Annotated in this window: 11 protein-coding genes; 3 read left to right on the top strand and 8 right to left on the bottom strand. The window is 50.1% G+C overall.

Translation table 11 applies throughout. The features are described from left to right. Nucleotides 1-40: 40 nt before the first annotated feature. Nucleotides 41-445 carry a slr1601 family putative cell division protein gene (locus ACTS3T_RS10265; RefSeq protein ID WP_377961508.1) on the top strand — a complete coding sequence of 135 codons (405 nt, stop codon included), beginning with the start codon at nt 41-43 and terminating at the stop codon, nt 443-445. A 74-nt stretch (nt 446-519) separates the two neighbouring features. On the opposite strand, the gene argC is transcribed toward ACTS3T_RS10265, so the two are convergent. Beyond that, nucleotides 520-1,578 (bottom strand): N-acetyl-gamma-glutamyl-phosphate reductase, encoded by a 1,059-nt coding sequence (argC, locus tag ACTS3T_RS10260; protein WP_377961511.1) that lies wholly within the window; start codon nt 1,576-1,578, stop codon nt 520-522. 361 nt (nt 1,579-1,939) lie between these two features. Here argC and ribBA point away from each other — a divergent pair, with 361 nt between their 5' ends. Continuing rightward, nucleotides 1,940-3,631 (top strand): bifunctional 3,4-dihydroxy-2-butanone-4-phosphate synthase/GTP cyclohydrolase II, encoded by a 1,692-nt coding sequence (ribBA, locus tag ACTS3T_RS10255; protein ID WP_377961900.1) that lies wholly within the window; start codon nt 1,940-1,942, stop codon nt 3,629-3,631. On the opposite strand, the gene ACTS3T_RS10250 is transcribed toward ribBA, so the two are convergent. Together ACTS3T_RS10250 and ACTS3T_RS10245 are read right to left on the bottom strand one after the other, a co-directional pair. Continuing rightward, nucleotides 3,628-4,479, bottom strand: a complete 852-nt coding sequence (locus tag ACTS3T_RS10250) for a lipopolysaccharide assembly protein LapA domain-containing protein (RefSeq protein WP_377961513.1) — start codon at nt 4,477-4,479, stop codon at nt 3,628-3,630. The two genes, ribBA and ACTS3T_RS10250, sit on opposite strands and share 4 nt — an antisense overlap. Before the next feature lie 208 nt (nt 4,480-4,687). Further along, nucleotides 4,688-5,842, bottom strand: a complete 1,155-nt coding sequence (locus ACTS3T_RS10245; RefSeq protein WP_377961516.1) for a glycosyltransferase family protein — start codon at nt 5,840-5,842, stop codon at nt 4,688-4,690. A gap of 407 nt (nt 5,843-6,249) precedes the next feature. Here ACTS3T_RS10245 and ACTS3T_RS10240 point away from each other — a divergent pair, with 407 nt between their 5' ends. Further along, a complete protein-coding gene (locus ACTS3T_RS10240) occupies nt 6,250-6,627 on the top strand; it encodes a hypothetical protein (protein WP_377961518.1) in 378 nt (125 codons plus the stop codon). An 85-nt stretch (nt 6,628-6,712) separates the two neighbouring features. On the opposite strand, the gene ACTS3T_RS10235 is transcribed toward ACTS3T_RS10240, so the two are convergent. Genes ACTS3T_RS10235 through ACTS3T_RS10215 form a run of 5 tightly spaced genes read right to left on the bottom strand, consistent with a single transcriptional unit; the run spans nt 6,713 to nt 13,843 of the window. Then, entirely contained in the window at nt 6,713-8,356 is a 1,644-nt protein-coding gene (locus ACTS3T_RS10235) for a serine hydrolase (RefSeq protein ID WP_377961520.1), read from the bottom strand. Between the two features lie 43 nt (nt 8,357-8,399). After that, nucleotides 8,400-9,218 (bottom strand): RNA methyltransferase, encoded by an 819-nt coding sequence (locus tag ACTS3T_RS10230; protein WP_377961523.1) that lies wholly within the window; start codon nt 9,216-9,218, stop codon nt 8,400-8,402. 51 nt (nt 9,219-9,269) lie between these two features. Further along, entirely contained in the window at nt 9,270-10,691 is a 1,422-nt protein-coding gene (locus ACTS3T_RS10225) for a hypothetical protein (protein WP_377961526.1), read from the bottom strand. Further along, nucleotides 10,688-12,637, bottom strand: a complete 1,950-nt coding sequence (locus ACTS3T_RS10220) for a glycoside hydrolase family 55 protein (RefSeq protein ID WP_377961528.1) — start codon at nt 12,635-12,637, stop codon at nt 10,688-10,690. The genes ACTS3T_RS10225 and ACTS3T_RS10220 overlap by 4 nt, the downstream gene beginning before the upstream one ends. 6 nt (nt 12,638-12,643) lie before the next feature. Then, the gene (locus tag ACTS3T_RS10215) at nt 12,644-13,843 is read right to left on the bottom strand and encodes a glycosyltransferase family 61 protein (RefSeq protein WP_377961531.1); all 1,200 of its coding nucleotides are present in this window, start codon (nt 13,841-13,843) and stop codon (nt 12,644-12,646) included. Between the last annotated feature and the right edge of the window lie 6 nt (nt 13,844-13,849).

The following is a 13,849-nucleotide window of genomic DNA, read 5'->3' as shown; positions in this document are numbered from 1 at the left end:
TTCTGTAGCCAAAGTCATTATTTCGGCGCTAACAGTTTCTATGACCGCACCGCAGCCTCTAAACGTCGTCACTTCTCCTCAAAGCCGCCGCCTTTATCCGCCCCGACAGCGTCGTTTAAGCAGACGTTCTGCCTATCTGGCGGCTCAGTCACCGCTGGCGTTAGGGCTAGAGGTGGGTGCCAAGCTAGCGGTTAATCTGCTGTTGCTAGCCGCGATCGTATCAGCGCTGATGAAGCTTGTGCCCTATTTTCAAAACCAAAGGGCACGCCTGCAAGCGGTTGATACGGCGGTCAAGCAAGCGGAAACAGAAACGGCTGAGCTGCGGACTGACTTTAGCCGTTATTTTGATCCCAGTCAGGCTAGCAGCATTATGCAAGAGCAAAGTGGGCGCAAATCACCGTTACAGCGCACCGTCGTCTGGACTGAACCAGACTACAACCCCTAATAGCTCTAAAAAATCTAAAAAGATACCAAGCCAGAGGCTTGGCATTGACTGGCGATTTCTCTAACCGTCTGGCGCTAGGGATAAAAGCTCAGATTGGGTAGACCCAATGTTTCCGCAAAGCCCATCATTAAGTTGAAGCATTGCACCGCCTGACCTGCCTGACCTTTCATTAAATTGTCAATGGCTGAGAGCACAATGACTCGACCCGTGCGAGGATCCACTTCAATCCCGATGTAGCAAAGATTGGTGCCCCAAGCCCACTTGGTTTGAGGGTACAAACCGTTCGACAAAATTTTTACCCATTCTGAGTTGCGGTAAAAAGCGGAATAGATTGTTAGCAAGTCGTCTCGTACCAGCCCTGGATCTCGCATCGTGGCATAAACGGTGGCTAAAATGCCGCGCACCATTGGAATTAAGTGGGGCGTAAATTGCACCATCACTTCATGACCTGCGAGATCGCTGCAAGTCTGTTCAATTTCGGGGGTGTGGCGGTGGCGGGCTACGCCATAGGCGGCTAGCGAGTTGTCGGCTTCAGCTAAGAGCAAATGTGTTTTTGCCTGACGCCCCCCGCCAGAAGTGCCCGACTTGGCGTCAATAATCAAGCTCTCCGGTTGGGCTAATCCCTGCTTGAGCAACGGCGCGATCGCGAGCAAACTAGCGGTGGGATAGCAACCTGGGCAGCCCACCAATTGCGCCTCTCGAATGCGATCGCGGTAAAGTTCTGGTAAGCCATAGACCGCCGTCGCCGCCACCTCAGCGTCATCGCGCTCAATGCCGTACCAGCTTTGATAGGTTTCTAGGTTTCTAAAGCGATAGTCGGCTGAGAGATCTAAAACCCGACAGCCTTTTTCCACCAAGGTAGGTGCCATCTTACAAGCCAAGCCGTTTGGCAAAGATAGAAAGACTACCTGACAGCGATTGGCGATCGCCTCTAGATCAATTGCTTCTACAGTTAAGTCAACTGCGTGTCCCAAATGAGGATAGAGATCGGCAAATCCCTTGCCTGCACTGCTGTCGCCCCCCAAATAGACAAGTTCGGCATGGGGGTGATGTTTGAGCAACCGCACCAACTGCACGCCCCCATACCCCGATGCCCCTACAATTCCAATCGATACTCGTTCCGAGTCTCCCATTGATCTAACCGAGTCCACACTATCGACAACAGTTTAGTAACGGCTGATGTAACGTTACTGCTGCTGAATTGTATTACCAAAATCTGAGTTTTGCTGGAGCTTACCGCAATATTTGATATCTAAATTGTGTTCAACGATTGAATTTTTAAGTTTGCCAAAGCTGGGCAGTGCTTCAGGGCAATTACATTTTTAGCCAAGGCTGTTGCTAGATGGCGATCGCCGCCTAGCGTCAGGCTTTCTCGTAGACGCCAAGACTACAATCAAACAAGAGCATTTAATTCAAAGTGTTACAGGTATTGTTGTGTCAAATCCTTCTGGAATCCCTTTTTTTGATGCTGATTCAACGGCATCCTCGGCTAAAGTGGATTTTCAATTTGATTCGATCGAATCAGCCTTAGCCGATTTAGCGGCTGGCCGCGCGATTGTAGTGGTAGATGACGAAAACCGCGAAAATGAGGGAGATGTCATCTGCGCTGCCCAGTTTGCCACGCCCGATATGATTAATTTCATGGCGGTAGAAGCTCGCGGGCTCATTTGTCTAGCCATGACGGGGAAGCGCCTAGATGAACTCGACTTACCGCTGATGGTTAGCCACAGCGCCTTTGAAGATGAAAATGAGCAAACGGCGTTTACCGTCAGCATTGATGCCGCTCTGCATTTAGGCGTAACTACAGGTATTTCGGCTGAAGATCGAGCCCGTACCATTCAAATTGCCATCAACCCCAATGCCCGACCTAGCGATTTGCGCCGACCGGGTCACATTTTCCCCCTACGGGCAAAAGCAGGCGGCGTTCTCAAACGGGCTGGTCATACTGAGGCGGCTGTCGATTTGTCTAAGCTAGCGGGGCTGTATCCGGCAGGAGTCATTTGCGAAATTCAAAACCCTGATGGCTCAATGGCTCGTCTGCCCCACCTGGTAGAGTATGCTCGTCGGCATCAGCTCAAGCTGATTAGTATTGCCGATTTGATTAGCTATCGCCTTCGCCACGAGCGCTTCATCCATCGCGAAGCCGTCGCTGATCTGCCCAGTCAGTTCGGTGACTTCAAAATTTATGCTTATCGCAACCTGCTAGACGATTCTGAGCATGTGGCTTTGGTCAAAGGGGATCCAGCCAGGTTTGCTCAAGCCCCTGTGATGGTGCGCGTCCATTCCGAATGTTTGACAGGCGATGCCTTGGGGTCGCTCCGCTGCGACTGTCGTATGCAGCTACAGGCGGCCTTAAAAATGATTGAAAATGCGGGCGAGGGCGTTGTTGTTTACTTACGCCAAGAAGGGCGGGGAATTGGCTTAATTAACAAGCTCAAAGCCTATTCTTTGCAAGATATGGGACTCGACACGGTAGAAGCTAACGAAAAACTGGGTTTGCCAGTTGATCAGCGCAACTATGGTATTGGCGCTCAAATTCTCAATGACATTGGGGTCAAGCAGTTTTGTTTGATCACCAACAATCCGCGCAAAATTGCTGGCCTTAAAGGCTATGGCCTTGAAATGGTCGATCGGGTGCCGTTGCTGATCGAAGCGACTTCTTACAATTCTGAATATTTGGCAACCAAAGCCAAAAAGATGGGTCATCTGTTGTTGCAGTCTTATCTGCTGACGATCGCCGTTCACTGGCAAGAAGCCACAATTCCGGTCACTGAGCGGTATGAGCGTTTAGAAAAGCTACGACATCTAGTAGAGCAATCCGACCTGCGTCTGCAAGAAGAAGCGCGTTCAGTGGCGATCGCTTTGTTTGGTCGGGCTTCGCTGATTGTGAACCTGGGGCTAGACCAGCCTGATTTGGTCGCGGCTGACTGGTATCAACACTGCGATCATCCCTATTTGCAGGCGATCGCCCAAATTTTAGACCAGCTAACCACCTGGCCAACTATCAGCCAGCTAGAGTTTATGGTGTCGTCTGGCGGCGATCCGTTTATGAATTTGCAGGTTAAGTTAGATCGGCAAATTTTTCGGTTAAATACCCATCCCGAAGCAATACAACCCTCGGAACTGTGTCAGCAATTAGAAACGCAGCGAATTTACGTCTTTTCCAGACACACGCCCAACGACTAAGCAGATACCTGCAATAGCCGAAAGCGATTACGCCCTCGCTGTTGTGCCTGATTCAGCGCCTCTGTTGCTTGCTGCAAAAGCGTCACGCCATCGGTAGGGTGGCTGCGATTGGCGATCGCGCCCCCTACGCTTAAGTTGACGTCTACAACCGAGCCATCTTGCAAAGGCACCGAATTTTTGACCACAAACGCCTGTAGAGCTTCGCCGTAGTCAGCCGCTTGCTTTTCGTCTAGCCCGGTGGCGGTACAGGCAAACTGGCCTTTACCATCGCTGTAAAGCCAGCTTTCAACCGCTGCGTTTTGCTGCAAAATGTCGGCGATCGCCTGCCACAGCAGTTTTTCCTGCGTGGCTAAAATGCCCGTCTGCTGGGCTGTGGGTTCCGCTTGCATCAAAAATAAGCACACAGAACGATAGTGCGGATCTTCAACCTCAGTATACAAACGCCGTAGGAGAGAAGACACCGTCTGTGGCAGCGCTTTCTGGTGTAGCAACCCTGTAACGCTGTCCATTAGCCCTAATGAGCCAAGTAGCGTGTCGTAGCTCTCCCGCAAAGCCCCCTGTTTTTCAGATTGAGCGGCCATATCTTGCTGGGCGGCGGTAATTTGCGCTTCCAAACTATCAACCTGCCGTTTAAAGCGCGAGTTACGCCAGTCGCGCCGAATTAAAGCGGGCATGGAAACCAACAGACCAATGACAACTCCGATAGCTAGCGTTGCTAGCAGTACCAATGCCAACGATTCTCTAAATTGCCAGGTCAATAAATTGATCGTGACTAAATTAGTATTCTGGACGGCAAACAAAATAGCCAGCAGCGCGATCGCCAGCGCTGCAACGATAAACAGACGCATATAGCAGCTATCTCAGCTAGGATTTAACAGCAAAAGTGAGATAGCCAGGGATCTTAGCAGCTTTACACCCCTGAAAAATTGACCACCTTTGCCTAGCGTCAGTCTAACAGCCCAGAGCTGTTGGCTGGTACACCGAAGGGAGTATAACAGGTTACCTCCATCGAACCAAACAAAGAGGCGCTAGCGGTTACTTAAGCTTAGTTTCAGCTCAAGTTAAACCCATTTCTAGATCCGGCAATAGAGGCTTGGTAAATTTCTGTAAAACCGGAATAGGAGACAACAAATCTTCTATGGAAGGCTTTTCGCTATCTAAATACTTAATACCAAAGTCAGCTAAACTCTCAGCCTGGACATAGCTGCCCAACAAAACAACTGGAATGCCGCATAAATTGAGTTCCACCAAACGAGTCATAAAACCCGTTGTTTGAGGCTGCCGCAACAACACAAACTCACATTCAATTAGCAGCTTATGTAAAGTCTCTTCATCCAGAGTGCCTGCAATGTCAATGTTGTCAGCCCTATAGTTGGCAAACTGCTCGGTAAAATGACCCGCCACTTTAAAGTGTTTGCTTTTAAGAGCAGCGCTTGACTTAATGTACTCCAGCAAAGACTTGATGCCCCGGCGGTTAGGAGCATTAGCGGCAGAGCCTAAAATTAAGACAAAGCGGGAATGATTTTGAGCTTGAAATTGCTGCCGCTTATCAGCAATTTGCTGAAATTGCTGATAGGTTGCTTGAGTCGGAAAATACGAAAAAGGGGCTGTATTTGCTCCTAAGCATTTCAGTACAGTTTCATCGAGAGAAGAAATAGGAAGGACTTTTTTGGCAGACTGAAATAGCGTCGCCTCCCAAGCATAAACAGCAAAATTACTGGCAAAAGTGCTATCGTGTTTACCCGGTACCATAAACTCGATGTTATGGGGAACTAAGCAATAAGGAATTCTCAGCTTTCTGACAATATCGGCATAAAGCATTGTCAGCCGAGGAGCCGTTTCTACCACCACTGCTTGAGGCTTCAGGCGAGTCAGTTCTTTTGCTAGCGCCATCCCGTATAGCAAGTAACCCAAAGCGCCTCGTAATGAAAGGCGACGAGCAGTCCAATAGACGAAACTGCGCTTACCTAGCACACAAAACCAATAGGGGCTAAAGCTAAAGGTTTTGTATCTGAAAATACGAATATGATTGCTGCTTTCTAATAGGGCTTCTGCTAGCTGCTCACTCCGTCTTTTGCCCCCATGTCGATTGGCATCTTGCAAAAATGCAGGTATGTAAAAAACTGTTTTAGCTGCTAAAGGAACGGTTTGGACATTGAGGGTTGTATCTAGAAGCTGGAGCTTGTGGTTGGCCATCTCAGTCGCTGACATAGCTATCTTCCTAGAGTAAGTAACGAGTTTTGTCAACCATCTCAAAGGTACTGAGTGGGTTCAATTTAAGCTTGTTAATTGGCTCAGCTTCATAGTTTTTTTATGAGACTGCTGGCTCTAGGCAGTATTTACACTGAATTTTTCTTCGGTAAGGGTGTACCTTGACCGAAACTGTCTGGCAAGAATGGGATATAGCGAGATATATCGACGAAATTAAGGATTTTTTCTCAGTATTTCTTCGCGTTTTGGTATTTATAGAACTTCATCATATTTTTACAATGCGGCTCCGCTAGCAAAACGTTATGGCAACGTTGTGGCATGAATTTGAATGAGATAGCTTAGCCAATGGGCTGTTTTGCCTTAAAACAACGAACTGTTAGCATGAGAGACTCCTCTGGGATTTGAGTATGGCAAACCTTAGTGGCGCTTGGCTGGGAACTTACTGGCAAGCGAATCTTCCCACCCGATTTGAAGCAACGCTGCTGCAAGGAGGCAACAGCCTTAGTGGTCGCATTCTCGATGACGGCCCTTTAGGCGAAGCTCAGGTGAGCGGTGAAGTGGTTGGCCGTAGCGTTCAGTTTTTCAAGCGTTATTTGACTCAGGCAAATGCGCCGATTCACTATAGCGGTACGCTTTCAGATGATGGCAATACGATACGAGGGCAATGGGCCATCCGCGGCTTTGATACCGGAACGTGGGAAGCCTATCGCAGCGAAGACGAACTCGTTCGCGATTGGCAAAATCGGCTGGCGCAAAAAACGCCAGCGACGGTAAAAGCGCTTTAGCTGGTGGCCAATATTTAGATGAGCCAGAGATGAGCCAGAGGCAGCGTGCATAACCTGTTTTTGGGGGCAGCTTCGCTGTGGGACTTTACCCAGGGGGTGCGAGTTCGCTTTCAACTTGCGGTTCAGGTGCAGTGGGGGCTGTTCCCCCCGGCGTTCCGACGGCTTGAGTGAATTCTTGATATACGGTCTGCGAAACCCGACGGATCAGTTCTCTGGCTCGGCCATCATTGTGAGGCCGTTGCACAATCGCGGCGATCGCATAGCGTTTGCCATTGGGCAAATCAACCAGGGCAATATCGCCCAGGGCTGAACCAATGTCTCCGGTTTTGTTGGCAACAATCGCACTGCTGTCTAAGCCAGCGGGAATTAACGTCTTGGTATGGGTGCGCTGCATGATAGCCAACAGGCGATCGCGCGATCGCAGGGTGAGCAAATCACCCCGGTTAACCAGCGCCATTAAGGTCACTAGATCTTTCGGACTGGTTGTGTTGGTGCCCTCTAAGTCGGGTAGCAAATTTCGAATAATCGTAGCTTCTAAGCCCCATTCTCGAAATTTTTGATTGAGCGCCTCTGGCCCACCCAGCAGCTCAATCAGCATGTTCGTGGCGGTGTTATCGCTATTGACAATCATTTCGGTAGCCACTTCCAGCGCTCGGTATTGGGTGCCTGCAGGCTGCGCTTGCATTTCACCAGAACCGCCAACAATTTGTTCTTGGCGCATTACCAAAGGCTGATCCAGTTGCAGCAACCCAGCATCTACTGCCTGCAAAAAAGCCACTAAAATAGGCGTTTTAATCGTGCTAGCGGCTGGCATGGCTTCACTGCCTGCAATATCGACATAAGCCCCATTGTCTAAATCTAAAAGAAACACTGCCTGGGTCAATCCCGGCGTTAGCGTCCCTAATTCTTCAATAGCCGTTTTGAGATGGGTAACTTCGCTACCTAGCTGAACAGGCCGACCAACCAGCGTAGAACGGGGTCTGGCGGGGCTACTCACAGCAGATGGGGGGGCGTTACTGGAATTAGGGGCACGATAGTCAACCCGTTCAGGGCTGAGTACCGACAACAGCGTGCCTGCGATCGCCGCTACACCCACGCCTAAAATCAGCAGCCGCATGGCGTAAACAATGGGCGGAGGAGCCACTATCTGAGGGCGAGCAGCACGGCGCATTGGTCGTTCTCCGGGGCGAGCAGAACGGCTACTCGACGCCTGCGGCGGCCACACCTGCCGCGATCGCAAAGGCGTTACCTTATTGGAGTGCGCCGCAGGCACTTGTGCAGCACTGCGCCGAGCAGAGTTACTGGCTGAACGGGGCGATCGCGGTCGCGGTGTGGCCTCAAAGGCGTTCGTTGGGGTAGCTGTTTCTGGCGGCAAATTAGGAGTTGACAACCGCATGGGGGGAGAAGGTGTCCGGGTTGAAGGATCTGGGTTGTGATAAACAGAACGCGGTCGAGGTTGAGCTTGCGAACGCGATACGGGTCGGCGTCGCGGTGACCCCCCCAACCACTGACGCAGGCTAAACCCTTCTGCAGACTTCCCCCCCCCTGCCGACGGCTGCGGACGACGCTGCGGGCGGCTAGAACCCGCTTGAGGACGAGACAGCGGCGTTCGCTCTGGCTGAGAAAGTCTTGCTTGAGGAGTCTCAGCGTAGTTGTCAGAAAGAGAATTCTCTAGGGGTCGATGAAATCCCGTCGGTTGAGAGCGATCGCCGTAATTAGCCATAGTCATTGAACCTTAAATCGACGGTCTGATTAGCTGGGAACTAAGCGGTCTATTGAGTGGGGACATCTGGCAAGGAAGCTTTTGCTAAAGCCCACTCTAGCTGCCGCAGGGTTCCCCGTAGCAGGGCCACTTCTTGTTCAGTCGGGGCTGCTCGGTGCAATAACCGCCTAAACTTTTCCATGCGACTTTTTGCCGTATGGGGGTAAAGATAGCCGATTTTGAGCAAAACTTCTTCTAAGTGTTGAAAATATCCCTCTAAATTATCTAAAGAGGCCATTGCCGATGGTGATAGCTCAGCTACGGGCGATGCTGCTAGGGGTTGATGACTCCCGTCTGTCTCAGCCTCTTTCGGTCTATCAGGATCGTTGGCAAAGCGATAGAGGTAGGTACAACACACCGCAACTGCCTGAGCCAGGTTAAGCGAAGGATAGACTGGGTGAGCCGGAATCATCATAAATCGCTGTGCATAACTCAGTTCGGCGTTGCTCAAGCCGCGATCTTCTGGGCCAAAGATCAGCGCCGACTGTGGCTTTACGGCTGTATCTGGCGCTAGCAACCACGGCAAAGCAGCTTCAGGTAGCTCTAAAGGGGTTGACAAATCACGCGGACGAGCAGTGGTGGCGATCGCTCGCTGACAACCCTGGAGAGCTTCTGGTAACGTCTCAACCTGCTGCGCTGCTGCCAAAATATCTCCCCCATGAACCGCCATTTGACGAGCATCATCACTCCAGGGGTTGCACTGCGGCTTTACCAGCACCAACTGCGACAACCCCATATTTTTCATGACTCTCGCTACAGAGCCGACATTAAGCTCTCCAGCCGGTTCGACCAAGACAATGCGAACCGCTTGCAGCCGATCAACGGTCATGGTTCTCTAGCAGCCTCACAAATCAACAGCAGCGCTTGCTTGATTCTAAAGCTACTGGATCAGCAAAAGCGTTTTGAACAACTGTTTGGGTCGCCGCAAATCAATCGCCGCCGCCCGATCAAGTTTTTTGGCTGCACCTGGGTTGGCTCGGCGCAACAGATTTTCCTGCCATAGCAATCCCACAAACATAGAGATGGTGAGCATATAGCCCGGTTCTTCCATCTGGCTAAAAACTAATCCAAAAGCACCCACGCTAAAAACTAAAAACTTTGAGAGATCATCCACACAGAAACACTGCAGCGTGATGAAGGCTAAGTAAAGATAGGCAGCTATGCCCAACCAACCCAAATCTCCCCAAATACCAGCCCAGCCAAACAGCGGCGAAAACATACTCGATTGATCCCCAAGCCAGCTTTGCCCCACCGCTGCCCAAACCTGGCTTGGCACCGGATGCATGGTGGCTCCCAAAGGCGCTAACAGGTTCCAGTAGCCGCCAATCATCCAGCCGCCCAACCGCCCCACTGTATGACCTGGCCCCAACCCAAACAGCCAGTTTAAGGGGGATTCATAATAAGTGGGGATAATGCGCAAAGCGGCTGATTTAAGCAAGGTGGCCTCACCCTCTGGCCCATAAATTTCGGGACGAGCCCAGGTATTAAAGGCCGCAAAGGCAGGCACATTTTGTGTACACCACCATAGAACAAGGGCGAGAACAACAGCCCCTAACAAATATTTGATTGCCTCACCCAGGCTCTTAAGCTTGGTAATTAAAACACAAACGCCTGCCACTAAAAAAGACAACAAAACTTGTTTGGCGTCGGCCATGAGCATGTGCCAAAAAGTGCCTAAAAAAACAACTGCCCGAAACCAGATAGGAAGAGATTTAGCCATTAAAAAATAGTAGAAGCCAAAACTCAAAGACACAGACGCACTTACCACATGTCCGGCACCGGAGTGATAAAAAACCCCTTGCACATAGTCTGGATTGCCTGCCTTAGGGTGCATGCCCAAAATCATAAACAAAACATACTGGCAGTAGGCAAAAACAATATTAGTTATAAAAAAGCCGACCAGCCAGGTACGTAGCTTCTGAATTCGCTCAACTGCAATGGGCAAACAAGCGATCGCCAGCAATAAGATAAAAGGCTCACCTAATAACAAAAAGCTGAGAACAACATTGATCAAGCCCGCATCATTAATAATGGCACTGGTTAGCATGACTGCTAACAACAAACCCAGCCCCAAATAAAATTTAGCGATAATTGTTCGCTGATAGCGGCTAAGACCTTTTGCCGTTAAAATCACCTGACCGCATAGAACCGGAATAGAAAAAAAGTGGAGAAAATTAATTGCCGAAGGGGCACCCGCACTATCAAAAATGCGCGAAAAGAAAGCGGTTGCAAAAGCCAGCAGAATCAGGGTTGAGCCGGTTAAATAACCCTTTTTGGTGGCGGGGCTGGTGGCTGAATTCATGACTTCTCCTGCTCAACGGCTCGATCAGCGGCGCTATAGCCAACAAATAGCGGCATCATCCTGCCATATTTAATTGGATATACGGCAGACGCTGATAAATGGCGGCGATCGCCCTGGCGAATTTCACTCACGTAGGGTTCAAAAGCGTGGTTATAGCCTGCAAAGACTAAACTCTGGCTAGCGTCTTCACTAGAGAAAGCAGCGGTTCCAGCCGGGATCTCTCGATTGCCGTACAGAAACCCGCCTAACAGCTCGGTGCGGCCACCAGCATGGGTCGTCACCACAGGCACATCTCGTTCGGTTTTTAGACCTAAAATCCAGACGTCAGCCCCTTCGTTGTCGATGTTGATTGAACCGCTTTCGCTAGAGGCTTCGGTGTTGAGCTGCCAAGCCCAAACTTGCTGCTGGCGGAAGTACCAGCGCCAGCCAGCTACATCTTCAATGAACAATCGACTGCCCGCAGCCAAATTGCGATAACCACCTGTGCCAAGATGTCTCAGCACCAGCGATCGCGGTGAAGCTTGTTCAATAAAAAAGGCTTTGCCCAAATTCGTTTCCAAGCCCTCAATCCAAACGGTTGGCGAACGGCCCTCAACCAGACGAAACACTGGCTGGTCAGAATCGCGTAACGCGCCAGATGTTTTCAAACTAGCAGCCCCCAAACCAACCAGGGCTTGCACGCTGCCTCGAATTTCGATAGGGGCACTAACGGTATATTCCTGCGCCGCAAAATAGACAATCGGCTTACCCGCATCTATTGCCGCTTGAATAGCAGCCGTATCATCTTCGCCTGAAGGTTCAACTTGTAGCCAATCTGCCAGGGGCGGCCACTGCAGCGACGGGGCTGGCTCGATTGGCAACTGCAAACTGCGCTCAGGGCTAGCAAAAAGGCTACGCACAGGATGAGAGACAAACTCTGCTACGGGCGTTGTAATTTCGGTGACGTTAGCTTCGGTAGCATTGGCGATCGCGGCTTGGTAACCCTCCGTACGGACGTTGCGAGCGTACAGCCCACCGCCGTGCGTGTTATCAATGGCAACCGTATCTCTAGCGCCAGCTTGCAAATCAGCATCGACTAGCGTAATTAGCCCATGAGCCGGGTAGCCTTCGCTGTCATTAACAATCGCCGGCACTCGATTCTGGCTTTTTAAGCCATAAATGGAAAGTACCTGGCGTCGGTTATAGAGACCATATTGCTGCTGGTGCTGTAGTTGCAGGTTGGCAAACGTAGCGCTGTGCAAAGCCCCAGCAAAATGAACGCCCACCTCAAACCCATCCACCACCAAATTTTTAACCAATAAGGGGCCATTGAGTCCCACGCTCAGGTCAAGACCATAGCGACCCTGGTACTGACGGTCGCGCGATCGCAGCGTTACGTTTTCGACGCTGCCATAATTGTTTGCTCGAAAGCGCAGGGCGATCGCCCCTGGGTTGTTCTCCCCCGCTTCAATCGTCAAACCCCGAATTTGATTGCGAAAAGCAGTGGCATCATTTACCTCGCCTTCCCAAAAACTCACAATGGGACGGGGCGCTTCGGAATCTTGAAAGTTAGCGTTTTGATCTGCTAGACGAATGATTGTTTCGCTCTGGCTTTCGCCTTGCAAAAAGAACCGTTTTTGTTGACCGTTACTGGCTTGAACCCGAATAGTATCGCTAACGAGATACGTTCCTTTAGGAAAATAAATAAGCTGTGTCCGATTTTCGGCGATCGCCGCCTGAATAGCCGCCGTATCGTCTGTTTGGCCGTCTCCTTTGGCACCATAGGGTGCCGCCTTGACGTTGACAATGCCCGAATTAGGTAAAAAAACAAAGTCAGTCGCTGACTGAGCCACGCCTTGCCAAGCGCCACACTGCCCCAGCCCCGCTACCAAAAAAACACTGAGCAAGGCTAAACCTATTAAACGCAGCCATCGAATCAGCCGCCGTCGCACCACAACAGCATCCATAAGTTGCTAAACCATTGCACCCGCGTGCCACTCTTCTAGAATTTTCACCACCTCTGGAATATTGACGGAAAAGTTTTCGCGGTTGTTCGCTTTATCAGCACAAATAAATCGAAAATTATGCCCAAGTGCCTTGTTGAGATAATAATAATAGGTTTGCATTTTTGCCATAATTTGTAGCTCCAGCACATTAATATGCTCGGCAAACAAAATATGAGTGAGTCCGCCTCCGTAGGCACCTACAACCGTTTCCGCGTCATAAAATAGCTCAATCTTTTCGGTTAAAGAATAGTCTTCTAAGCAATAGCGTTTGAAGCCAAATTTTTCTAACGCCGCAAATAGCTCAGGCTCATTGAGAATGTGTCTTTTTTTCTGCCCGCTGGCAGACTTAGCCCGTGAAATATAAATACGATGGCATTTTTTAGCGGGTCGTTTAGGCAGAAATGTTTCGCGCAGCTTTTGTATATAAGCTGCTGGTAAATAACCTGAACCAAACTGAGTTAAAAAAGTCGGCAAAATCAGCTTTTCTAGACGATAAAGCCGCCCAGGTTCAAGTTTGACGCGCTTGACATGAGACGGCACAATTTTGGGCACCATCAGATCTTCAACTTCGGCTAGTGGCTCAGCATAAAGCAGCTTAATTTCGTCTATTTGGGCGTAGGCCGGATCGTTTAGCAAAAAGCACCGAGGCACCAAGTCAATAATTTTGTGATAGTAGCCGTTGGGTAAACCCTGATAAATACTGGAATAGCCAGGAATGGTTTCAACCGGAGCCTCCAAAAATTTGCGCCGGATAAAGCTTTTGTTGAGAAAAGCACCCGCCACCGTAATTAAATCCATGTGGGGATAAATGGATTCTGCTAAAATTCGGCGCGATGGCGTTAGCACTACTCCATTGCCCGGTTCAAATAGGACATTTTCAACCACTGTGGAATAAATAGCGCCAGTGGTGTAGGTTTCGCCCCTCAAATAGGCAAAAGGCTGATCAAACGGCGGCATGGCCGCGACTTCGGGCGTTGCGATTGTTTCTTTGGGCAAAGCGTGCTTGGGATGAGCAGACCCATAGGCTTGCTCAACAGAAACCGTTTCTAGCAGCAGCTTAACTGAGGGTTGCAACACTAGCTGACTGTACCAGGGACGGATCAGAGGCTTAATCAGATTGCTAACACTATCAACAGTGCGATGAACGGGCAAAGTAGCTGATCCCATGCGCGT

It is taken from the genome of Almyronema sp. (assembly GCF_052168255.1).
GTDB classification, from domain to species: Bacteria; Cyanobacteriota; Cyanobacteriia; order Phormidesmidales; family Phormidesmidaceae; genus Sphaerothrix; species Sphaerothrix epifaneia.
This window is presented reverse-complemented; position numbering and strand designations above follow the sequence as displayed.